The 20,798-nt window shown below is 66.1% G+C and carries 24 protein-coding genes; 14 read left to right on the forward strand and 10 right to left on the reverse strand.

Annotated elements, in window-relative coordinates:
- The first annotated feature begins 80 nt into the window (after positions 1-80).
- The 5 genes from AC3WJD_RS04490 (at position 81) to ribA (ending at position 3,527) form a co-directional block, all read left to right on the forward strand.
- The gene (locus tag AC3WJD_RS04490) at positions 81-332 is read left to right on the forward strand and encodes a hypothetical protein (RefSeq protein ID WP_492744916.1); all 252 of its coding nucleotides are present in this window, start codon (positions 81-83) and stop codon (positions 330-332) included.
- 70 nt (positions 333-402) lie between these two features.
- Positions 403-738: an aspartyl protease family protein gene (locus tag AC3WJD_RS04495; RefSeq protein WP_492744918.1), complete on the forward strand. Its 336-nt coding sequence runs from the start codon at positions 403-405 to the stop codon at positions 736-738.
- A gap of 88 nt (positions 739-826) precedes the next feature.
- Positions 827-1,450 (forward strand): LolA family protein, encoded by a 624-nt coding sequence (locus tag AC3WJD_RS04500; RefSeq protein ID WP_492744920.1) that lies wholly within the window; start codon positions 827-829, stop codon positions 1,448-1,450.
- Between the two features lie 224 nt (positions 1,451-1,674).
- Positions 1,675-2,469, forward strand: coding sequence for an exodeoxyribonuclease III (locus AC3WJD_RS04505; RefSeq protein WP_492744922.1), 795 nt, complete (start codon positions 1,675-1,677; stop codon positions 2,467-2,469).
- Positions 2,466-3,527: a GTP cyclohydrolase II gene (gene ribA, locus AC3WJD_RS04510; RefSeq protein WP_492744924.1), complete on the forward strand. Its 1,062-nt coding sequence runs from the start codon at positions 2,466-2,468 to the stop codon at positions 3,525-3,527. Before AC3WJD_RS04505 ends, ribA begins: the two co-directional genes overlap by 4 nt.
- A 186-nt stretch (positions 3,528-3,713) precedes the next feature.
- On the opposite strand, the gene AC3WJD_RS04515 is transcribed toward ribA, so the two are convergent.
- A complete protein-coding gene (locus tag AC3WJD_RS04515) occupies positions 3,714-4,370 on the reverse strand; it encodes an HAD family hydrolase (RefSeq protein ID WP_492744926.1) in 657 nt (218 codons plus the stop codon).
- 9 nt (positions 4,371-4,379) lie between these two features.
- Positions 4,380-5,057 (reverse strand): YggS family pyridoxal phosphate-dependent enzyme, encoded by a 678-nt coding sequence (locus AC3WJD_RS04520; protein WP_492744928.1) that lies wholly within the window; start codon positions 5,055-5,057, stop codon positions 4,380-4,382.
- 22 nt (positions 5,058-5,079) lie between these two features.
- Between AC3WJD_RS04520 and AC3WJD_RS04525 the strand changes: the two genes are divergently transcribed.
- The gene (locus AC3WJD_RS04525) at positions 5,080-5,637 is read left to right on the forward strand and encodes a thiamine phosphate synthase (RefSeq protein WP_492744930.1); all 558 of its coding nucleotides are present in this window, start codon (positions 5,080-5,082) and stop codon (positions 5,635-5,637) included.
- On the opposite strand, the gene AC3WJD_RS04530 is transcribed toward AC3WJD_RS04525, so the two are convergent.
- Positions 5,627-6,334: a porin gene (locus AC3WJD_RS04530; RefSeq protein WP_492744931.1), complete on the reverse strand. Its 708-nt coding sequence runs from the start codon at positions 6,332-6,334 to the stop codon at positions 5,627-5,629. The genes AC3WJD_RS04525 and AC3WJD_RS04530 overlap by 11 nt on opposite strands.
- Positions 6,335-6,555: 221 nt before the next feature.
- Here AC3WJD_RS04530 and AC3WJD_RS04535 point away from each other — a divergent pair, with 221 nt between their 5' ends.
- Genes AC3WJD_RS04535 through AC3WJD_RS04555 form a run of 5 tightly spaced genes read left to right on the forward strand, consistent with a single transcriptional unit; the run spans position 6,556 to position 11,828 of the window.
- Positions 6,556-7,032, forward strand: a complete 477-nt coding sequence (locus AC3WJD_RS04535; protein WP_492744933.1) for a DUF3576 domain-containing protein — start codon at positions 6,556-6,558, stop codon at positions 7,030-7,032.
- A 14-nt stretch (positions 7,033-7,046) separates the two neighbouring features.
- Positions 7,047-9,554: a leucine--tRNA ligase gene (gene leuS / locus AC3WJD_RS04540; RefSeq protein WP_492744935.1), complete on the forward strand. Its 2,508-nt coding sequence runs from the start codon at positions 7,047-7,049 to the stop codon at positions 9,552-9,554.
- Positions 9,551-10,069, forward strand: a complete 519-nt coding sequence (gene lptE, locus AC3WJD_RS04545) for an LPS assembly lipoprotein LptE (protein WP_492744937.1) — start codon at positions 9,551-9,553, stop codon at positions 10,067-10,069. The genes leuS and lptE overlap by 4 nt, the downstream gene beginning before the upstream one ends.
- A gap of 12 nt (positions 10,070-10,081) precedes the next feature.
- A complete protein-coding gene (gene holA, locus AC3WJD_RS04550) occupies positions 10,082-11,116 on the forward strand; it encodes a DNA polymerase III subunit delta (protein WP_492744939.1) in 1,035 nt (344 codons plus the stop codon).
- 13 nt (positions 11,117-11,129) lie between these two features.
- Positions 11,130-11,828 (forward strand): phytanoyl-CoA dioxygenase family protein, encoded by a 699-nt coding sequence (locus tag AC3WJD_RS04555; RefSeq protein WP_492744941.1) that lies wholly within the window; start codon positions 11,130-11,132, stop codon positions 11,826-11,828.
- A 193-nt stretch (positions 11,829-12,021) separates the two neighbouring features.
- On the opposite strand, the gene AC3WJD_RS04560 is transcribed toward AC3WJD_RS04555, so the two are convergent.
- The 6 genes from AC3WJD_RS04560 to AC3WJD_RS04585 all read right to left on the reverse strand — a co-directional run bounded on the left by AC3WJD_RS04560 (position 12,022) and on the right by AC3WJD_RS04585 (position 17,792).
- Positions 12,022-12,933, reverse strand: coding sequence for a ParB/RepB/Spo0J family partition protein (locus tag AC3WJD_RS04560; RefSeq protein ID WP_492744943.1), 912 nt, complete (start codon positions 12,931-12,933; stop codon positions 12,022-12,024).
- Positions 12,930-13,715: a ParA family protein gene (locus AC3WJD_RS04565; RefSeq protein WP_492744945.1), complete on the reverse strand. Its 786-nt coding sequence runs from the start codon at positions 13,713-13,715 to the stop codon at positions 12,930-12,932. Before AC3WJD_RS04565 ends, AC3WJD_RS04560 begins: the two co-directional genes overlap by 4 nt.
- Positions 13,712-14,344 (reverse strand): 16S rRNA (guanine(527)-N(7))-methyltransferase RsmG, encoded by a 633-nt coding sequence (gene rsmG / locus AC3WJD_RS04570; protein WP_492744946.1) that lies wholly within the window; start codon positions 14,342-14,344, stop codon positions 13,712-13,714. The genes AC3WJD_RS04565 and rsmG overlap by 4 nt, the downstream gene beginning before the upstream one ends.
- The gene (gene mnmG / locus AC3WJD_RS04575; RefSeq protein ID WP_492744948.1) at positions 14,341-16,197 is read right to left on the reverse strand and encodes a tRNA uridine-5-carboxymethylaminomethyl(34) synthesis enzyme MnmG; all 1,857 of its coding nucleotides are present in this window, start codon (positions 16,195-16,197) and stop codon (positions 14,341-14,343) included. Before mnmG ends, rsmG begins: the two co-directional genes overlap by 4 nt.
- Before the next feature lie 63 nt (positions 16,198-16,260).
- Positions 16,261-17,547, reverse strand: coding sequence for a tRNA uridine-5-carboxymethylaminomethyl(34) synthesis GTPase MnmE (gene mnmE / locus AC3WJD_RS04580; protein ID WP_492744950.1), 1,287 nt, complete (start codon positions 17,545-17,547; stop codon positions 16,261-16,263).
- Between the two features lie 11 nt (positions 17,548-17,558).
- Positions 17,559-17,792 carry a DUF6489 family protein gene (locus tag AC3WJD_RS04585; protein WP_492744951.1) on the reverse strand — a complete coding sequence of 78 codons (234 nt, stop codon included), beginning with the start codon at positions 17,790-17,792 and terminating at the stop codon, positions 17,559-17,561.
- Between the two features lie 47 nt (positions 17,793-17,839).
- Between AC3WJD_RS04585 and AC3WJD_RS04590 the strand changes: the two genes are divergently transcribed.
- Genes AC3WJD_RS04590 through AC3WJD_RS04600 form a run of 3 tightly spaced genes read left to right on the forward strand, consistent with a single transcriptional unit; the run spans position 17,840 to position 20,003 of the window.
- A complete protein-coding gene (locus tag AC3WJD_RS04590) occupies positions 17,840-18,337 on the forward strand; it encodes a methylated-DNA--[protein]-cysteine S-methyltransferase (RefSeq protein WP_492744953.1) in 498 nt (165 codons plus the stop codon).
- Positions 18,325-19,023, forward strand: a complete 699-nt coding sequence (locus AC3WJD_RS04595) for a dienelactone hydrolase family protein (RefSeq protein ID WP_492744954.1) — start codon at positions 18,325-18,327, stop codon at positions 19,021-19,023. The genes AC3WJD_RS04590 and AC3WJD_RS04595 overlap by 13 nt, the downstream gene beginning before the upstream one ends.
- Positions 19,020-20,003 carry a quinone oxidoreductase family protein gene (locus tag AC3WJD_RS04600; RefSeq protein ID WP_492744956.1) on the forward strand — a complete coding sequence of 328 codons (984 nt, stop codon included), beginning with the start codon at positions 19,020-19,022 and terminating at the stop codon, positions 20,001-20,003. The genes AC3WJD_RS04595 and AC3WJD_RS04600 overlap by 4 nt, the downstream gene beginning before the upstream one ends.
- Before the next feature lie 66 nt (positions 20,004-20,069).
- Here the strand turns inward: AC3WJD_RS04600 and AC3WJD_RS04605 are convergent, their stop codons facing one another.
- Positions 20,070-20,792 carry a TerC family protein gene (locus tag AC3WJD_RS04605; RefSeq protein WP_492744957.1) on the reverse strand — a complete coding sequence of 241 codons (723 nt, stop codon included), beginning with the start codon at positions 20,790-20,792 and terminating at the stop codon, positions 20,070-20,072.
- Positions 20,793-20,798 lie beyond the last annotated feature (6 nt).

The following is a 20,798-nucleotide window of genomic DNA, read 5'->3' on the forward strand; positions in this document are numbered from 1 at the left end:
GGTTCGTCGACGATTTGGGGCGGCTTGCCTACGCTGCATCAATTAACGGTGTTAGTCTCTTTTGGGAGGAGGCGCGAACGATGGACCGTCAAGCGCAGGCGCGCGAAGTCGACGCCAATTATGATTTCTTCCAGCGCAATCTCGCCTCGATCCTTCGGGATTACCGCGATCAATATGCGCTGATCCGCCATCAGCACATCGTCGGCTACTTCAACGATGTCGGTGACGCCTATCGTGCGGGCCTGAAGCAGTTCGCAGATGGTATTTTTTCGATCCAAGAAGTGACCGACGAGCCTATCGACCTCGGCATCTTCTCGCATGCCGGAAACTAGCTGGCGTCACGACCATTCCAGACTGATTTTACGCGCGGCCGTGATGCCGCCAGCCGGCGCTCCAAATGAAATGATGGTCGTTGAAGCAAGCGCGCTGCTCGATACCGGTGCGACGTCGAGCGGCCTTACGTCCCGTATCGCCGCCTCGCTCGGCCTGATCAGTCTCGGCAAGAAGCCGGTCCAGACCGCGGGGGGCCTGATCCAGAGCGATCGCTTCGCGTTTCGCGCCGGTTTCTTTCTGCCGGACGATAGCCCCTCGCCGAGCTTTCCGCATATGCTGGACGGAACGATATTCGGGATCGGCCTCGCCGATGTGGACAGTTTCGACATCATCATCGGCATGGACGTGATTGGCCGCAACTATCTCGAGCTTCGTCCCGATGGCCTGTGCAGGTTTTGCTTCTAGGATCAGAGGCGCTACTGGCTCAGCGGGTTCAGCCGGCATTCAAACGCCTGTCCGCATAGCAGCGGGCAGAGATTGCAGGAGTTTGTGGATGTTTCGTCGTTTCGCGCTCGCGCTGGCCGCGGTTCCGCTCGTCGTTGGTGGCCTTGCCACCCCCGTCGTCGCGGCCCCGGGAGATCTCGACAAGGTTTCGGCGCATCTGCGCAGCGTTTCGAGCATGACCGCGGGATTCAGCCAGACCGATCGCGCGGGCAAGACCGTAACGGGCACGCTCACGATGAAGCGTCCCGGCAAGATCAGCTTCCAGTATCAGAAGGGCGTCCCGCTCCGTATCGTCGCCGACGGCAAATCGCTCTGGATGATCGACTATCAGGTCAAGCAGGTGCAGCGCTGGCCGATCGGCAAGTCGCCGCTGGCTGTGCTGCTCGATCCCAATCCCGACCTTTCGCGCGTCGCGAAGATCGTTCCGACCGTCGATGACCGCATCGTCGTCGTCGAGGCGCGCGATCCCAAACGCCCCGAATATGGCGTGCTGTCGCTCGCCTTCGTGCGCAACGCCGCGGCGCCGGGCGGGCTGATGCTGCAGGGCTGGGTCGCGATCGATTCGCAGAACAACCGCACCACGATCCGGCTGAGCGACCAGAAGTTCAACGTCGCGGTCGCCGACAATGCGTTCCACTGGAGCGACCCGCGTCCCAAGGGACCGCGCGGCTGACACGTTCATTCATATTCGCGACAGGTTGGGGGCTTTAGATATCGACAGTGCGGCCGTGGGGTCGCTTTCCGGATTTCCCCCTGTTGCCGGAGCGACCCCACGTCCCGCCTCGCGTGACGAACGCAGGTTGGCCCCCGCTCCAAGCCCCCGGAGCGGGGGCCTTTTCGTTTGCGGCGGCGGCCATCCCACTTGGTAATCGTGTCAACCTCCGCTACTGGCCTGTCATGTCCGAAACTCTCAAGATCGCTTCCTGGAACATCAATTCCGTCCGCTTCCGCATAGAAATCGTCGAACGATTCCTGCGCGAGGAGGCGCCCGACATCCTGTGTCTTCAGGAAACCAAGACGGTCAACGACACCTTCCCCGCGGGTCCGTTCCGCCAGCTCGGCTACAACCACCAGATCCTCCACGGTCAGCCGATGCATCATGGCGTCGCCATCATCTCCAGGATCCCGATCCGCGAGGACGACCGGCTCGACTGGCAGGCCAATGGCGAGGCGCGGCATGTCGGCGTGCGGCTCGATAATGGGCTGCGCCTCGAAAATGTCTATGTGCCCGCGGGAGGCGACGTGCCCGACCGCAGTCTCAATCCCAAATTCGGGCAGAAGCTCGATTTCCTCGAGCGCATGATCGGGTGGTCCGAAAAGCTGGCGGTGCCGACGCTGCTCGTCGGGGATTTCAACGTCGCACCGCTCGAATCCGACGTCTGGAGTCATAAGCAGCTGCTCGACGTTGTCAGCCACACGCCGATCGAGGTCGAGACGCTGGGCCGGCTCCAGGCCGCGCATGACTGGGTCGATCTCGGCCGCCAGTTCGTTCCCCCGCCCGAGCGGCTCTATACCTGGTGGAGCTATCGCGCGCGCGACTGGGCGGCGTCGGATCGCGGACGCCGGCTCGATCATATGTGGGCGTCGAAGGATGTCGCCAGGCAGGCGGTGAGTCACAAGGTTCATGAGGCGTGCCGCAGCTGGCTCAAGCCTTCGGACCATATCCCGATTGTCACGGAGTTCCGCTTTTGAGCGAGCCACGCGCCGCCGCCCGTGCCATCGACGCGCTCAGGCGCGGCTGGCCGATCGCGATCCGCGGCGCCGACGCGACACTCGCGCTGCTCGCGATCGAAACCGCCGACGCGCCGCGCCTTGCCGCGTTCGACGGCGCGGGCAAGGCGAGCGTGCTGATCTCGGCTGCGCGCGCCGCGACGCTCAAGCTAGCCAACCAGATCGATGCCGCGGCGCCCGAAAAGCCCGTGATCGTCGCACGCGCGCCGTGGATCGACCTCGCCGGCGCCGTCGCGCTCGCCGACCCGGCGCTCGACCTCGCAACCCCGCTCAAGGGTCCCTACCAGACGCTGCCCTGTGATGGATCGGATGCGGCGACCGCCGCGCTCGAGCTGGCGCGGCTCGCAGGGTTGCTCCCCGCCTTCTTCGTCGCAGCCGATGCCGCCGATGTCGAGGTCACGATCACCCTCGAAGACATCGCAGCTTATGACGATTCGCGCGCGCTGGTGATCGCGGCGCGCGCGCGGCTGCCCGTCGAAGTCGCCGAGCATTCGGAGATCGTCGCATTCCGCAGCGCCGACCAGTCGGGCGAGCATGTCGCGCTGATCGTCGGCACCCCCGACGGCACGCCGCCGCTCGTGCGGCTGCACAGCGAATGCCTTACTGGCGACGTGCTGGGGTCGCTCAAATGCGATTGCGGCCCGCAGCTGCACGGCGCGCTCCACGAGATTGCGGCGCAATGGGGGATCCTGCTCTATCTGCGGCAGGAAGGACGCGGGATCGGGCTGATCAACAAGCTGCGTGCCTACAGCCTGCAGGATCAGGGCTTCGACACCGTCGATGCCAATCTGCGGTTGGGCTTTGCGATCGACGCGCGCGACTTTGGCGTTGCCGCACAGATGCTGCGGCTGATCGGGCAGGAGCGGATCCGGTTGCTGACCAACAATCCCAATAAGGTCGAGAAATTGCGCGCCGAGGGCATCGACGTCATCGAGCGTGTACCCCACCAGATGGCGCCCAATCCGTACAATCAGCTCTATCTCGACACCAAGCGCGACCGCACGGGGCACCAGCTCTAAGAGGCCGTAACCGGCTTACCTGTCATGCCAGCGAAGGCTGGCATCTTCTGTAGAACGGGGCGTGATCTGGTTGGCAGATCAGCATCGGGTTGAACATGCCCCGCATGTTCAAGGATCGTTCGGGGAACGATCCGACCCGCTGCTCTTCCGCTGGGATGACGCGTGGGATTGAGCTCGGTTGGCGCCTTACCTTAAAAGGTGCGCCGCCTCGGCATAGCTCGCCGCGACATGCCGTGCCCCCGCCGCGCGCAGCAGGATGTCGAGCCCGGGGCGGCAATGCCCCCCTGCGCAAAGCCCCACCACCGTCATCCCCGCCGCAACCGCCGCCCGCACGCCGGTGGGTGAGTCCTCGATGACCACTGTCGTCGCGGGTTCAGCACCTATCGCCGAGGCTGCGTGAAGGTAGATGTCGGGTGCGGGCTTGGTGCGCGCGACATGCTCGCGCCCGCTATAGAGATGTCCGTTGAAATGTGGCGCGAGCCCAAGCCGTTGGAGATGTGCGACGATCCATGCGGTCGAGCTCGACGAAGCGACCGCGCGCGGCGTGGGCGGCAGCGCGGCGATGAAGCTGTCGGCGCCGGGCACGATGGGAATCGCGTCGAAACCGGCAAGCACCGCTTCACGGACCATGATACGAAAATCGTCCGGGATCGGCCGCCCCCAGCGTGCGGCGATCATGCGGTCGGTCTCCTCGCTGCTGTGCCCCGTGAAATCGGCGATCGCCTGATCGAGCGTGGTCGGCAGGCCAAGCGCGGTCAGCGTTTCGGCGATCGCGCGATTGACCGCGACCTCGCTGTCGACGAGCACGCCGTCGCAGTCGAAGATGATCGCTTCAAAGCGCATCCGGTGTCGTCATCCCCGCGCTCCGAACAGCGCGGTGCCGATGCGGACTTGCGTCGCGCCCAGCGTGATCGCGGTCTCGAAATCACCCGACATGCCCATGCTGAGTCCGCCGATCCCATGGTCGCGTGCGATCTTCGCGAGTAACGCGAAATAGGGTGCCGGCTCTACATCGAGTGGGGGCACGCACATCAGCCCGACGACGGGCAGCGCGGCCGTGCGTGCCTCGGCAAGCAAGGCGGTCAGATCGGCGATCGCGCACCCGCCCTTTTGCGCCTCGTCGCCGATGTTGACCTGGATGAAGCAGTCGGGCCGGCGGTCGAGCTTGTCCATCGCCTTCGCCAGCGCGGCGACCAGCGAAGGCCGGTCCACCGAGTGGATCGCGTCGAACAATGCGACCGCGTCCTCTGCCTTGTTGGACTGGAGCTGACCGACGAGATGAAGGGCGACGGCGGGGGCCTCCTCGCGGAGTGCAGGCCACTTGGCTTCGGCCTCCTGGACGCGATTCTCGCCGAAGACGTTCTGGCCCGCGGCGAGCAGAGGGCGGATTGCGGGCGCATCGTGCGTCTTGGACACCGCGACCAGCGTCACGTCATCGGGTTTGCGGCCGGCGAGCGCCGCGGCCCTGGAGATTGCCGTGAGCACGGCATCACGGCGCGCGACCGCTTCGGAAATTTCCTGTTCGAACATGGCCGCTGCTATAGGCAGCGCAATGACGCACCGCCACCCCCGCTATTGGCCTGACCTGTGGCTGATGACCGATGAAAGGCTGGGCGATGCGCTTTTTCCCGCGGTGGCGGCGCTGCCACGCGGCGCAGGGATCGTCTTTCGCCATTATACGCTACCCACGCCCGAGCGTCGTGCGCTGTTCGATCACGTCCGCCGTCTCGCCCGGCGCAAGGGGCTGATGCTCATACTCGCCGGACCCGCGCGGCAGGCGCGCGCCTGGGGCGCCGACGGCTTTCACGCCCGCGAGCGCGGCACGGGGGGCCTCCTGCATACCGCGCCCGTTCACAACGCCGCGGAGTTGCGGCGTGCTATCGGCGATGGCGCCGGCATGGTCTTCGTTTCGCCCGTCCACCCCACCCGATCGCATCCCGGTGCGCGCGCGCTCGGCACCGTGCGCTTCGCCGCACTCGTGCGCCAGTCGAGCCGCCCCGCGATCGCGCTAGGCGGCATGGATTCACGTCGTGCGCGCACGACGAAGCAGCTTGGTGGCTATGGCTGGGCGGCGATAGACGGGCTCACGCCCCGAAGGATCAGAACCTGAACGCGGTTCCGACATAGACCGCCTGGCTGTCGCGGCGGTTGTCATCAATCGTGCCGAGGCGGTCACGCTCTTCCATACGGTAGCGCACGCCCGCGGTGACATCGAGGTTGCGCGTCAGCCTGTAGCTGCCGCCGACGTCGAGCGAATAGCCGGTATCGGGCACGATCAGGCGTGGCTGATGGCCGATGCCACGATCGGCGCCGACCTGAACGCGTCCGCTCCAGCGCGGCGCATTGTAGCTGGCGCCCGCGGTGATCGTCTCGCGGCTGCCGGGCGCGAGGCCCGTGTCGATGCGCGCCAGGTCGCCCGAGAGAGCAAAGCGCTTCCAGCCGACCGAGGCGCCGAGATTATAGGCCGAAGGCTCGATGCCCAGCGAGGCGATCGTCGGCGTCTCGCCGCGTAGCGCGGTCGACTGGCCCGCAGCGCTTGCACGCGCGCGGACCGCGACGGTCACCTGGCGATTCTTGGCCGACTCGCTCGTCGGCGTGAAGCGGAAGCCGGTGCTGGCGAGCTCGCTCTTGGCAAGGATCGCGGCAAGCCTGGGATCGGCCGCCGCCGGCGTGAAGGACCCGATGCCGCCGCGTGCAATCAAGGAAACCCGCGGCTTTGGCGAGAGCGGCGCGGTTTCGCGCGCCGCCGAAATCGCGGGCGCAAGCAACAGGCCGGTCGCGGCAAGCGCCACGCCCCCTATCGCCAAATATCCCCGACTCGCCTTCATGGTTCCGGTATCAGTCCTTATTCTTCATTCCGCCCATATCATGATCCCCGCGCGAATTTCCAGCGAACTACCCGAAATTTCCGCAACATGTTGCACTTCGCACACAGAGGTAGAATGATACCCGCGAAAAACGGGCGCTTGGCAAGCGCGTGCGAGCTTCTATAACGGCCCCGACAGAGCATATTTCCAAGGATTTCTTCATGGCTCGCAAGACCAGCGCCATCGCCGCGATCACCCTTCTTTCCCTGCTTGGCGGCTGCGCCAGCACGGTCGATTGGGTGAAGCAGGATCTCGGCATCGAACCGCGCAAGAACGACCCCCGCACGCACGACCTCGCGGCGTCGAAGATCACCACGATCGGCGTCAACAGCTATCTCTGGCGGGCGAGCCTCGACACGCTTTCGTTCATGCCCCTTGTCCAGACCGATTCCAACGGCGGCGTGATCGTGACCGACTGGTACGCCAACCCGTCGTCGCCCAACGAGCGGATGAAGGTGACCGTGACAATCCTCGACCAGGATCTGCGCGCCGACGCGCTCAAGGTCGCCGCGCTCCGCCAGGAAAACCGGAACGGCCAGTGGGTCGACACGCCCGTCCAGGCCGCGACCGTCCAGAAGCTCGAGGAAATCATCCTCACCAAGGCGCGCGACCTTCGCCGCAGCGCGCTCTACGGTTGACCCGGGCCTGACATATGGCTTCGCGCTTCAATCCGCTTTCGGCTGACGCGCGCTGGCAGAAAATCTGGGACGAGCGCGAGACCTTCCGCGCGTCCGATGCCAGCGCCAAGCCCAAATCCTATGTGCTCGAGATGTTCCCCTATCCTTCGGGGCGCATCCATATGGGGCATGTCCGCAACTATACGATGGGCGACGTCCTCGCGCGCTTCCGCCGGATGACGGGGCATGAGGTGCTGCATCCCATGGGCTGGGATGCCTTCGGCATGCCCGCAGAGAATGCCGCGATGGAACAAAAGGTCCATCCGGGGACGTGGACGCGCGCCAATATCGAGGCGATGAAGGCGCAGCTGAAGCGCCTCGGCTTCGCGCTCGACTGGTCGCGCGAGGTTGCGACCTGCGAGCCCGAATATTACGGCCACGAACAGGCGCTGTTCCTCGACCTCTACGCCGCGGGCCTCGTCTATCGCAAGGAATCGGCGGTCAACTGGGACCCCGTCGACATGACCGTGCTCGCCAACGAGCAGGTGATCGACGGCCGCGGCTGGCGCTCGGGCGCGCTCGTCGAGAAGCGCAAGCTGAGCCAGTGGTTCCTCAAGATCACCGACTTCGCCGACGATCTGCTCGCCGGGCTGGGCACGCTCGAGCAATGGCCCGAAAAGGTCCGGCTGATGCAGGAAAACTGGATCGGCAAGAGCGTCGGCATGCGCTTTACCTTCCACTTTGCCGGCCGCCCCGGCGGGTTCGAGGTGTTCACGACGCGTCCCGACACGCTCTATGGCGCCAGCTTCACCGCGATCGCCGCCGATCACCCGATCGCGCAGGAGCTGGCGAAGAACAGCCCCGAGCTGCAGAAGTTCATCGTCGAGTGCCAGAAGACGGGCACCGCCGCGGCCGATATCGAGACGGCGGAAAAGAAGGGCTTCGACACGGGGCTGCGCGTCCAGCACCCCTTCAATCCCAACTGGCACCTGCCGCTCTATGTCGCCAATTTCGTGCTGATGGATTACGGCACGGGCGCGATCTTCGGCTGCCCCGCGCACGATCAGCGCGACCTCGATTTCGCGCGCAAATATGACCTGCCCGTCAACCGCGTCGTCGCGCCCGAGGGGCATGAGAACGAAACGATCGGCAACGAGGCCTATACGGGACCCGGCAGGCTCGTCCATTCGCACTTCCTCAACGGCATGGAGGTCGAGCAAGCCAAACAGGCGGTGATCGCGCGCGCGCAGCATGAAGGCTGGGGCAAGGGCACCACCGTCTGGCGCCTGCGCGACTGGGGGGTTTCGCGCCAGCGTTACTGGGGCACACCGATCCCCTTCATCCACTGCGAGGACTGCGGCGTCGTGCCCGTGCCCAAGAGCCAGCTTCCCGTGAAGCTGCCCGAGGATGTCAGCTTCGACATTCCGGGCAATCCCCTCGACCGGCACCCGACCTGGAAGCATGTCGACTGCCCCAAATGCGGTAGTCCCGCGCGGCGCGAGACCGACACGCTCGACACCTTTGTCGATTCAAGCTGGTATTTCATCCGCTTCGCGAGCCAGCCGGAGGATCAGCCCTTCGACCGGAAGGTGGCCGAGAGCTGGCTGCCCGTCGGCCAATATATCGGTGGCGTCGAGCACGCGATCCTGCACCTGCTCTATGCGCGCTTCTGGACGCGCGCGCTCAAGAAGATCGGCCGGATCGACGTGGAGGAGCCCTTCACCGGCCTGTTCACCCAGGGCATGGTGACGCACGAGACCTACAAGGCGCCCGACGGCAACTGGCTGTCGCCGCAGGAGGTCGAGGCGCGCGACGGACAGATCGTCGCGATCGCGGGCGGCGCACCCGTCGCGCGCGGCCGCGTCGAGAAGATGTCCAAGTCCAAGAAGAACACCGTGGACCCCGGCCCGATCGTCGACCAGTACGGCGCCGACGCGGTGCGCTGGTTCATGCTGTCGGACAGCCCCCCCGAACGCGACCTGCCCTGGTCCGAGGCGGGGATCGAGGGCGCATGGCGCTTCGTCAACCGGCTGTGGCGCCTGATCGACGGGCTCGAACCCGCCGAGGGCGAGGACAGGGATCTCGACCGCAAGCTCCACAAGACGATCGCGGGCGTCGCCGAGGATATCGAGGATCTCTCGTTCAACAAGGCGGTCGCCAAGCTCTACGAGCTGGTCAACGCGATCGAGAAGGCCAAGCCCACCGCCTCGCGCAACGCGGCGATCCGCACCGTCGTCCGCCTCGTTGCCCCGATGGTCCCGCACCTTGCCGAGGAAGGCTGGGCGAAGCTGGGCGAGGAAGGCCTCGTCGCCGACGCGGCGTGGCCCGAGGTGAACCCTGCGCTGCTCGTCGACGATGAGGTGACGATCGCGGTCCAGATCAACGGCAAGCTGCGCGACACGCTGGCCGTCGCCAAGGGGACGCCGCGCGAGGAGCTCGAGAAGATGGCACTCGCTGCGCCCAATGTCGTGCGCCAGCTCAATGGCGCAAGCCCCAAGAAAGTGATTGTGGTTCCCGACCGTCTGGTCAATCTGGTGGCATGAAGCGCGCGGCCGCAGCCCTGATCCTTGCCTCGCTGGCACTGGCGGGTTGCGGCCTGCGTCCACTCTATGGCGGCGGCTCGAAGGGCGCCGTGGCGCAGTCGCTCGGCCAGATCGAGGTGGCGCCGATTCCGGGCAAGGCGGGCTGGCTCGTCCGCAACGCAATCAACGATCGTCTCGGCGCAGTGGCGCAGGGTGGCGGCGCGCCCTATCGGCTGGAGGTCGAGCTTGACGACCAGATCACGGGCTTCGGCGTGCGCCGCGATGACACCGTGACGCGCGAGCGCCGCACGCTGCGCGCACGCTATCGGCTCGTCGAGGCGGGCAAGGGCACCGTGGTGCTCGACGCCACGGCGGGGTCGGATGCGGGTATCGACATCGTCAGTTCCGAATATGCGACGATCGCCGCCGAAAACACCGCGCTCGAGAATCTTTCGCAGGCGATAGCCGACCAGATCGTGACGCGGCTCGCGCTGTACGGGCAGCGCTCCAAGGACGCGCCCGCGGGGACGCCGTGAAGGCCAGCGCCCATGAAGGCTAATCGGGGCCAGATCGAGCGCGCGCTCGACGCTCCCAGCCCCGATATCCGTCTCTATCTGCTCCACGGCCCCGATGAATCGGGTTCGCGCGCGCTTGCCGAGCGCCTCGAACGCGCGATGGGGCCCGATGCCGAGCGCATCGAACTCGATTCGGCAACGCTCAAGGGCGATCCCGCACGCCTTGCGGATGAAGCCGCCGCAATCTCGCTCTTCGGTGGCGCGCGGCATATCCGGCTGACGCTGGCCAATGCCGACGATGCGCTCGCCGCGGTGCAGGCCCTGATCGAAGCCCCGCAGGCGGGCAACCCGGTCGTGGCGCTCACGGGCACGTTGCGCGCGACGGGCGCCTTCCTCAAATATGCGCTCGACCAGCAGGCGATCCTCGCCTTTGCGAGCTATGCGCCCGAGGGGCAGGATGCCGACCGGCTCGCGGCCGCGATGGCACGCGACATGGGGCTCCGCCTTGCCTCCAACGACGTCGCCAGGCGGCTCGCCGCAGCCGCCGCGGGCGATCGCGCGATCCTCGCCCAGGAAATCCAGAAATTCGCCCTTTACCTCGACGCCGCGCCCGATCGTCCCGCCGAGCTCGACCATGCCGCAATCGACGCGCTCGGCGCCGATGCCGATGAGGGCGATATGGGCCGGCTTGTCGACGCCGTGATGGGCGGCAACCCCGATCGCGTCGGCGGGGAGCTCGCGCGGCTTGCCGCGGTGGGCATAGAGGGGATCCCGCTGATCCGCGCGGTGCTCAGGCGCGCGCTGCTGCTCGCCCAGCTCCGCAGCGACGTCGATCAGGGCAGCAGCATCGACGCCGTCATGGCGTCAGGCGCAGGCAAGGCAGTGTTCTGGAAGGAAAAAGCGACCGTCCAACGCCAGATCGGCCTGTGGCGCAGCGATCGCCTCACCACCGCCCTCACCCGCCTGCTCGACGCCGAACGCGCGGTGAAGGCCTCGGGCACCGTCGGCCCGATCGCGGTCGAGGCCGAGTTCATCGCGATCAGCAGGGCCGCGGCGCGGACGCGGTAGATCAAGATCCGAGATGCGGGCTGCCGCGCATTCTTGCACCGACTCCGACTCGCTTACTTTTGCGACGGACGGAGCGCAGCGTTTTCCCGGCGCCGCTGCGGCATCGCTCGTTGATATCGAGCGTGTCGTTGCACACCTTGCGCGGGATCGCGCCGGCATAAGGCTGCATGGCATTGCGGCTCTGCGCGACATTCTGGCATCATCAGGTGCTATTGGCGCGCTCGGAGCTGAAATATTGGGTGCGGCGTGCCGGCCGGTTCGCGCAATCCTGTTCGACAAAACACCCTCTACCAACTGGTCGCTGGCATGGCATCAGGACCGCACGATTGTCGTAGAGCAACGCCGCGATTTCGATGGGTTTGGGCCGTGGACAACCAAGGGCGGACTGCAGCATGTCGCCCCACCCTTTGATCTGCTCGCAAGCATGGTAACGCTGCGCGTCCATCTGGATTCGGTGTCCGAAGACAATGCACCTTTGCTGATAGCGCCGGGATCGCATCACTTCGGAAGAGTGGCGGAAGGCGACATTCCAAAAGTCGTGGAACAATGCGGGGTTGTGCCCTGCCTCGCCGAACGCGGGGACATCTGGGTCTATGCGACGCCAATCCTCCATGCGTCGGAAGCGGCCAGCAGCCCGCGCAGGCGCAGGGTGCTTCAGGTGGATTATGCGGCTTGCGGTCTTCCGGGTGGGCTCAACTGGCTCGGCGTTTGATATACTTGCGTCGCTCTCCCAATGGCGGGGCGGTGCTTGGCACCTGAGCCTTGGCGACGTCCCACCAGTTTAGCTGTCATTTCCGCGAAAGCGGAAATCCAGCGTAAGCCCGGCTAGCTCAGTAGGCTCGTCGATTCAGCATGGATTCCCGCTTGCGCGGGCATGACGGTGCATGCGACGCTTCGGGGCAGCCTCAAATCCGCTCGCCGCTCAGCCGCTGGCAGATCATGTCGAGCTGGTCGAGCGAGTTGTACGCGAGCGTTACCGTCCCGCTTTTCACCCCGTGGCTGATCCGGACCTTCAGGCCCAGCAGGTCACCCAGCTGGCGCTCGAGTGCCTCGATATCGGCGTTCTCGCGGCTGCCCTTATATTCGAGCGGCGCTTCGGACGCGGTCTTCGCAGGTTTCGCCGCACGCGCCAGCGCCTCGGTCTCGCGCACCGACAAGTCGCGCCGGACGACTTCGTTGGCAAGTGCCTCTGGATCGGGCGCGGTGATCAGCGCGCGCGCATGCCCCATGCTGAGCTTGTCCTCGGCAACGAGCGTACGCACCGGCTTTGGCAGGTCGAGCAGGCGCAGCATGTTGGCGACATGGCTCCGCGACTTGTTGACGAGACGGCCGAGCGCGTCCTGGCTGTGGCCGAATTCGGTGGCGAGCTTCTTGTATGCCTCCGCCTCTTCGATCGCGTTGAGGTCCTCGCGCTGGATGTTCTCGATCAGCGCGATTTCGAGCGTCTCGGAGTCGCTGAAATCGCGAACGATCACAGGAACTTCGTGCAAGCGTGCGCGCTGTGCCGCACGCCAGCGGCGTTCGCCCGCGACGATCTGGTAGCCACCGTTCAGCGGGCGCACGACGATAGGCTGGATAAGGCCGCGGCGGCCGATCGAGTCGGCAAGTTCGGCGAGCGCGCCCTCGTCGAAATGCTGGCGCGGCTGATCGGGATGGGGCTTCATGTCCGCAACCGCGACCATCTGCACCCCGCCCGCACGTGGTGCCGCGGCGGCGACGGGTTCTTCACGTGAAACCTCGCCAAGCAGCGCGCTCAGCCCTCGGCCGAGCCCGTGATGGCGCTTGCGCGGTGCGCCCGTGTCGATCGCGTCGCTCATGCCGCCACCGCCTTGGCCTTGAGCGGAAGGCGGCCGATCAGCTCGCGCGCGAGCCCCATATAGGCTTCGGAACCCGCGCAGCGGATGTCGTAGATCAGCGCGGGCACGCCATAGCTCGGCGCTTCGGACAGGCGGACGTTGCGCGGGATGACGGTATCGAACACGACATTGCCGAGGCAGGCGCGAACGTCCTCGGCGACCTGCTCGGTCAGGTTGTTGCGGCGATCATACATGGTGAGCGCGACACCAAGGATCGACAGCTCGGGATTGAAGCGCGCGCGGATGCGCTCGACGGTGTTGAGGAGCTGGCTGAGTCCCTCGAGCGCGAAGAACTCGCACTGCAGTGGCACGAGCAACGAGCGTGCGCCGACCATCGCGTTGATCGTGAGCAGCCCGAGCGAGGGCGGGCAATCGATCAGGCAAATGTCCCAGCGGTCGGAGGCACCGGCCAGCGCCTTGTCGAGACGATGCGTGCGGTCCTCGAACTCGACGAGCTCGATCTCGGCGCCCGACAGGTCGACCGTCGCCGCGATGAGGTCGAGCCGCGGCACCTTGGTCGCGATCACGGCCTCGTCGAGCGTGCAGTCGCCCGTCAGAAGTTCGTAGCTCGAGCGCGCACGCTCCGAGGGATTCACGCCGAGGCCGGTCGAGGCGTTCCCCTGAGGGTCGAGATCGATCAGCAGCACCTTCCAGCCCGTCGCCGCGAGCGCGGTTGCAAGATTGATCGCAGTGGTGGTCTTCCCCACCCCGCCCTTCTGGTTGGCAACGGCTATCCGGATCATGATTTCCCCCGCTTGACGCCTTGCGCGACAATGATCGCCGAGTCCGCGTCGGTGACGCTCTGTTTCACGTGGAACACACCTTGCCACGTGTCGCGCGCGGCTTCCAGTTCGCTTTGCGCATTCCTTCCCTTGGGCAGCAACCATAGCGTCCCGGAACGGGAAAATCTCGCGCCCAAGGTAAAAAGTCGGTCAAGCGGTGCGAAAGCGCGGGCGCTGATGAGAGCAGCCGAAGGCGCGGCGACCGTCTCGACACGGCCTCCAAGCACCGTGACGTGTTTCGAGACGCCCAGAAGCTCGGCCGCGCGTTCGAGAAACTCGATGCGCTTGCGACGCGATTCAACGAGCACCATCGGTCGGTCGGTGAGCGCGGCGATAATCAGGCCAGGGAAGCCCGCGCCCGAACCTAGATCGACCCAAGCGCCCTCGCCCGCCTCGGCGGAGAGGGGCAGCAACTGTGCCGAATCGACGATGTGCCGCGCCCAGACATGGTCGCGCGTCGAGGCCGCGATCAGGTTCTGCTGCTCCGCCTCGCCGAACAGGAATGCAATGAAGCGTTCGAACCGCGCCATTGTTTCACGTGAAACAGTGATTTCGGATTCGAGCCAGGCACGCGCCTCATCTTCGGTCATGCTGCAGCGCGTTTGGTCTGAATCAGGATCGCCGACAGTGCCGCAGGCGTGATGCCGCGGATTCGCGACGCAGCAGCGAGCGTCTCGGGACGCGCGGCTCCGAGCCTTTCCTTCATCTCATTCGATAGCCCGGCGATCGCGCGATAGTCGATATCGGGGTCGATCCGCACCGACTCGTTAGCGCGCAGCTCCCGGATCTCCGCCTCCTGCCGCGCGAGATAGGGCGCGTAGCGCGCATCCTCGGCGATCTCATCGGCCAGGTCGCTCGGCACCCCTTCAAAGGCATCGCTGACCCGTGCGATCTCGGCAAGCCCGATATCGGGAAAGCGCATCCACTCATAGAGCGCGCGTCGCCCGCCATCGAGCGCAACGGCGATTCCCGCGCCCGCGAGCGTTGCGGCGGTCACCTCGCGGTCGAGCGCGGCAAGCACCCCTGCGCGCGTCGCTTTGCGTGCGTCGAACCATGTCCGCCGCTCCTCGCCGACGCAGCCCAGCGCCAGCGCGATCGGCGTCAGCCGCGTCGCCGCATTGTCGGCACGCAGGCGGAGGCGATACTCCGCGCGCGCGGTGAGCATGCGATAGGGCTCGGTGATCCCCTGGAGCACGAGGTCATCGATCATCACGCCGATATAGCTCGATGCACGATCGAGGATCATCGGCGCGCCACCCGACGCGAACGCCGCTGCGTTGATTCCCGCGACCAGGCCCTGCGCCGCCGCCTCTTCATAGCCCGTGGTGCCGTTGATCTGTCCCGCGCAATACAGCCCTTCTACTCCACGCACGGCTAACGTGGAGTCGAGCGCGCGCGGATCGATGTGATCATACTCCACGGCATAGCCGCGCTGGACGATCTCGGCGCGTTCGAGCCCCCTCATGCTGCGGACCAGTGCGATCTGGGCGTCCTCGGGGAGCGAGGTCGAGATGCCATTGGGATAGATCAGGTGATCGTCGAGCCCCTCGGGCTCGAGAAAGATCTGGTGGCCGTCACGGTCGCCGAAGCGCACGACCTTGTCCTCGATCGACGGGCAGTATCGTGGGCCGAGTGCATCGATCGCGCCCGTGTAGAGCGGCGACCGGTCGAGCGCGCCGCGGATGATGTCGTGCGTCGCCGCATTGGTGCGCGTGATTCCGCAGAAGAGCTGCGGCGCGACGCGTCCCTCGCCGAGCGGCGACATCGTCCAGCCGAGGCCGTCGGAGGGCTGTTCGTCGAGCGCGCCCCAGTCGATCGTGCGGCCGTCGAGCCGCGGCGGCGTTCCCGTCTTCAACCGCGCGATCGGCAGCTCCAGAGCGCGCAGCTGGTCGCCCAGCCGCTGCGCGGCCGCCTCGCCCACGCGACCGCCCGTCGTGACATCGGGGCCGCAGAACATGCGGCCGTTGAGGAAGGTCCCCGTCGCGAGCACAACCGCACCCGCGCCGAGCGTTTCGCCAGAGCCGAGCACGAGGCCCGTCACGCGATCACGTTCATTGCCAAAGATCAGCGCGGCCGCCTCCCCCTCGACGATCTCGAGGTTGTCCTGCGCCTCGAGCAGTGCCTGGATCGCGGCCTTGTAGCGCCGGCGATCGGCCTGGACGCGCGGGCCCTGTACCGCGGACCCCTTGCTCAGGTTGAGCATCCGATAATGGATCGCGGCATGATCGGCAGCACGCGCGATCAGCCCGTCAAAGGCGTCGACCTCGCGGACGAGATGCCCCTTGCCGAGCCCGCCGATCGCGGGGTTGCACGACATGGCACCAACGGTGTCGCGCGAGAAGGTAACCAGCGCGGTGCGCGCGCCCTTGCGCGCGGCCGCCGCCGCCGCCTCGCAACCGGCATGTCCGCCCCCCACGACGATGATGTCGAAATTCCGCGCCATAGCGCGTGAACGCCTATGGGAGAGTTGCTCCCAAGTCAAAATGTTCCACGTGGAACATGCGCCTCACTTGCCGATGCAGAAGCGCCCGAACAGCGCGTCGAGCATGTCCTCGGTCCCCGCGCGCCCCGTTAGCCGGTCAAGTGCGCTGCGCGCAAGCCGAAGGTTTTCGGCCAGAATCAACAAGTCAGAATCGCCGCGCAGCGCCGAGTGGCATTTGGTGAGCAAGTCGCGCTGGCGTGCGTTGAGCGCGAGCTCGCCGGGGCGCGGCAACAGCGCGTCGGCCCGCGCCACAAGGTTCGCGATCAGATCGTCGAGCCCCTCGCCCGTCACCACCGACACCGCCTGTGTGCCAGGCGCCGCCTGCTCGCGCCCCGCAATGTCGGCGCGCGCATGGACCAGAATCGAGCGTTCTGCATCCGGGCTCGACTGCGTCTCGTCGAGCCACAATATGATGTCCGCACGCGCAATTGCATCACGCGCGCGCGCCATCCCGATCGCCTCGATCTCGTCGCCCGTGCCCGCGTGCAGCCCCGCGGTGTCAACAAAGACATAGGGGCGCCCGCCCAGCGCCAGCGGTACCTCGATCAGGTCGCGCGTTGTTCCCGCATGATGCGAGACGATCGCCGCCTCGCGCCCGGCCAATGCATTGAGCAAGCTTGATTTTCCAGTATTGGGCGGCCCCGCGAGCGCGACACGGATGCCGTCGCGCAATCGCTCGCCCGCGGGCCGTGCGAGCATATGCGCGATCTCGTCGGCAAGTGCCGACACCGCCGCGATCAGATCGGAGCCTTCCCCGGCGCCTTGCTCGACATCACCCTCGTCTGCAAAGTCGAGCAGCGCCTCCACCCGCGCCGCAATCATCAGCAGACGATCCTGCCATTCGCCGACGCGCGCGCTCAATCCGCCCTCGGCCATCGCGATCGCGCTCAGCCGCTGGAGTTCGGTTTCGGCGAAGAGCAGGTCCGCAAGTCCCTCGGCCTCGGCGAGATCCATGCGCCCATTCTCGAACGCCCGCCGCGTGAACTCGCCGGGCTGGGCGGACCTCAATCCGGGCAATGCTTCGAGCACGCGAAGCACACGTGCGATTACCGCGCGACCTCCGTGAAGATGCAACTCGGCCAGATCTTCGCCCGTCGCGGTCGCTGGTCCCTCGAACCACAGCACCAGCGCATGATCGAGGACCTCACCTGTCGCCGGATCAGCCAGGTGCGCCAAAGTCGCGCGGCGCGACTTGGGTCGGCGCCCTGCCAATGCGTCAAGCGTGGTCCCCGCAGCTGGCCCGCTGATCCGGATGATGGCAACCGCCGCGGGGGGCTGGCCGCTCGAAAGCGCGTAGATCGTGTCGGTCATCGCAGCGAAATTTACTTCCGGGCGCTGCCCATCTGGTCGAACAGCTGCCTCCACATGTTGAGGCCGGCCTCACCCATCGGCGCCCAGCTCTTGAACAATCCCTCGAGCAGTTCGGGGCTGATCCCCTTGTCCATCGATTCGAGGATGGTCGCGACATATTTCTCGTGCACGGGCGTGAAATCTGGGAGCCCCAGAAAGCGCCGCGCCTCTTCCGGCGTGCAATCGACTTCGACGTTGATCTTCATGTGTTCTCCGCTTGAGCAGCCGCGCGGCCCCCTGCTACGCTTCGGCGATGACTTATGCGCCCGACCTTGCCCGGATCGCAACGCCCATTGGCATAGTGACCATCCGCGGCGACGACACAGCAATCGCAAACATCACGATCGAGACCGACGGCACGCTCACCGAGACGCGTCCGGATTCAGCTGCGCTGCTTGAAGCCGTCACGCAGCTCAACGCATATTTCGAAGGGCGACTGTGCGATTTCGACCTTCCGCTCGTCGCGGCTGCCACCAGGCGCGGCCAGGCGCTGCGCGATGGCATTGCCGCCATCCCCTATGGCGAGAGTCTGAGCTACGGCGCGCTCGCGCGCACCCTCGACACGGGAGCACGCGCTATCGGTCAGGCCTGTGCGCGTAATCCCTATCCCATAGTCATCCCCTGCCATCGTGTACTTGCAGCGCAGGGCCGGCTCGGCGCCTATAGCGGCGGCGAAGGGCCGCGGACGAAATTGTGGCTCCTCAATCACGAACAGGCCGGAAATCCGAAAGGGACATTATGGGCAGCATGACCTCGATCGAAACGCTCCAGCACGACGCGCAAATCTCGGCCTATGTCGCCGAGCCCGACGGTGCTCCGCGCGCCGCAATCGTCGTCATCCAGGAGATTTTCGGCCTGAATCCCGGCATTCGCGCCAAATGCGACGAATGGGCGTCACAGGGCTATCTCGCGGTCGCGCCCGATCTGTTCTGGCGGCTGCGTCCCGGCGTCGAGCTCGACCCCGACGTCCCCGCCGAATTCCAGGAAGCGCTCGACCTGCTTGGCAAGTTCGATCAGGACAAGGGCATCGAGGACATCGAGGCAGCGATCCGCTGGGCGCGTGACAAGAGCGGCGGCAGGAAGGTGGGGTGCACGGGTTATTGCCTCGGCGGCCGCCTTGCATTCATGACTGCGACGCGCACCGATATCGACGCTTCGGTCGGCTATTATGGCGTCGGGATCGACGGCCTGCTTGGCGAGAAGCACGCGATCGCGCACCCCGTGCTACTGCACGTTCCCACGGCCGACCATTTCGTCGACCCCGCTGCCCAGAAGCGTATGCACGACGGTCTCGACGACCATCCCAAGGTGACGCTGTTCGACTATCCCGGGCTCGATCATGGTTTCGCCACGCAGACGGGCGCCCGGCGCAACGAGGAAGGCGCGCAGCTCGCGGATCGCCGCACCGCCGAATTCTTCGCCAAGAACCTGGCATGAACACCGCCTTCCGAATGATCGTCCGGGCGCCTGGCGGGCCCGAGGCGATCGTGCGCGAGGACCTGACGACATTGCCCGAGCCGGGCGCCGGCCAGGTCCGCGTGCGCAACATCGCGATCGGGCTCAACTTCATCGACGTCTATCACCGCACCGGCCTCTATCCGCTTCCCTATCCTGCAGGCCTTGGACGCGAGGCGGCGGGCGTCATCGACGCCGTCGGGCCCGATGTGGCGGGCTGGGCTCCCGGAGACCGGGTCGGCTACCTCTTCGCGCCCGACGGCACCTATGCCACGCATACGCTCGCCGGGGCCGGCACGCTGGTCGCACTGCCCGACACGATCAGTGACGACACCGCCGCCGCTGCGCTGCTCAAGGGCCTCACCACGTGGATGCTGATCGAGAAATGCGCGCGGGTGGCCAGGGGGCAGGCAGTGCTCGTCCATGCCGCCGCGGGCGGCGTCGGCAGCATCGCGGTGCAATGGTTGAAGGCGATCGGTGCGGTCGCAATCGCGCATGCAGGCAGCCCCGAAAAAGCGGAACGGGCACGCGACCTCGGTGCCGATCATGCGCTGTCCACGCCCTTCGACGATCTCGCCGCCGAGGTTCGTAGGCTCACCGGCGGCGCCGGCGCAGCGGCGGTGCTTGACGGGGTGGGCAAGGACAGCTGGACCGCCTCGCTCGATTCGCTCGCGCGGCGAGGAATCATGGTGACCTACGGCAATGCCAGTGGTCCCGTGCCCCTCATAGCGCCGCTCGAGCTCAGCCGGCGCGGTTCGCTTCTACTCACCCGCCCCACGCTCGGCGATTTCGTTGTCGACCCCAACGAGCGGCGCCAAGGCGCGGAGAAGCTCTTCGCGTTGATCGCGAGCAGTGCAGTAAAGATCGACATCGGCCAGCGCTTTGCGCTTGCGGAAGCAGCCGAGGCACACCGCGCGCTCGAGGCGCGGCAGACCACCGGTTCGACGGTGCTGGTTCCCTGAGCGCATAAGGGCCCCGATTTTGGTCGGGGCCCTCAGAAATCTGCCAGGATACTGTGCGCTGCCGGCTCAGCCGAACAGCTTGAGTACGCCCACATTGGGATCGATGAGCCCGTCATAGATCATCTTGCCTGCGACATAGACGATCACGACAAGGCCGACATAGGCGATCCAGCGATAGCGCTCGATATATTTGGCGATGATGTTCGCCGCGACACCCATCAGCGCGACCGACAGGATCAGCCCGATGATTAGGATGCCGGGATGTGCGCGTGCGGCGCCTGCGACGGCGAGCACATTGTCGAGGCTCATCGACACGTCGGCCAGCGCGACCGCCCAGGCGGCGCCCGCAAAGCTCTTGGCGGGGCGGATGCCGCTATGTTCGTCGCCATGGACCTCGGGCGAGCCCGGGCTGCCATCGGCAGGATGCAGCTCGCGATACATCTTCCACGCCACCCAGAGCAGCAGCAGGCCACCCGCGAAGATCAGCCCGATGATGCCGAGCAGCCAGCTGACAACGAGCGCGAACGCGATGCGCAGCACGAGTGCGGCAAGAATGCCGATCATGATCACGCGCTGGCGCTGCTGGGCCGGCAGGCCTGCCGCGAGCGCACCCACGACGATCGCGTTGTCGCCCGCGAGGACAATGTCGATCAGCAGAACCTGCGTGAATGCAGCGAGCGCCGAGGGTGAATCGAGGTTGGAGAAATCATGGACGATATTGGCCCAGATATCCGCGGGTGATCCCATCGCCTGCGCCGCAGCCGCGGAAAGTGCGATAATTTCCAACATGATATC

This window comes from Sphingobium sp. FW306-1B-F04DB (assembly GCF_058781925.1).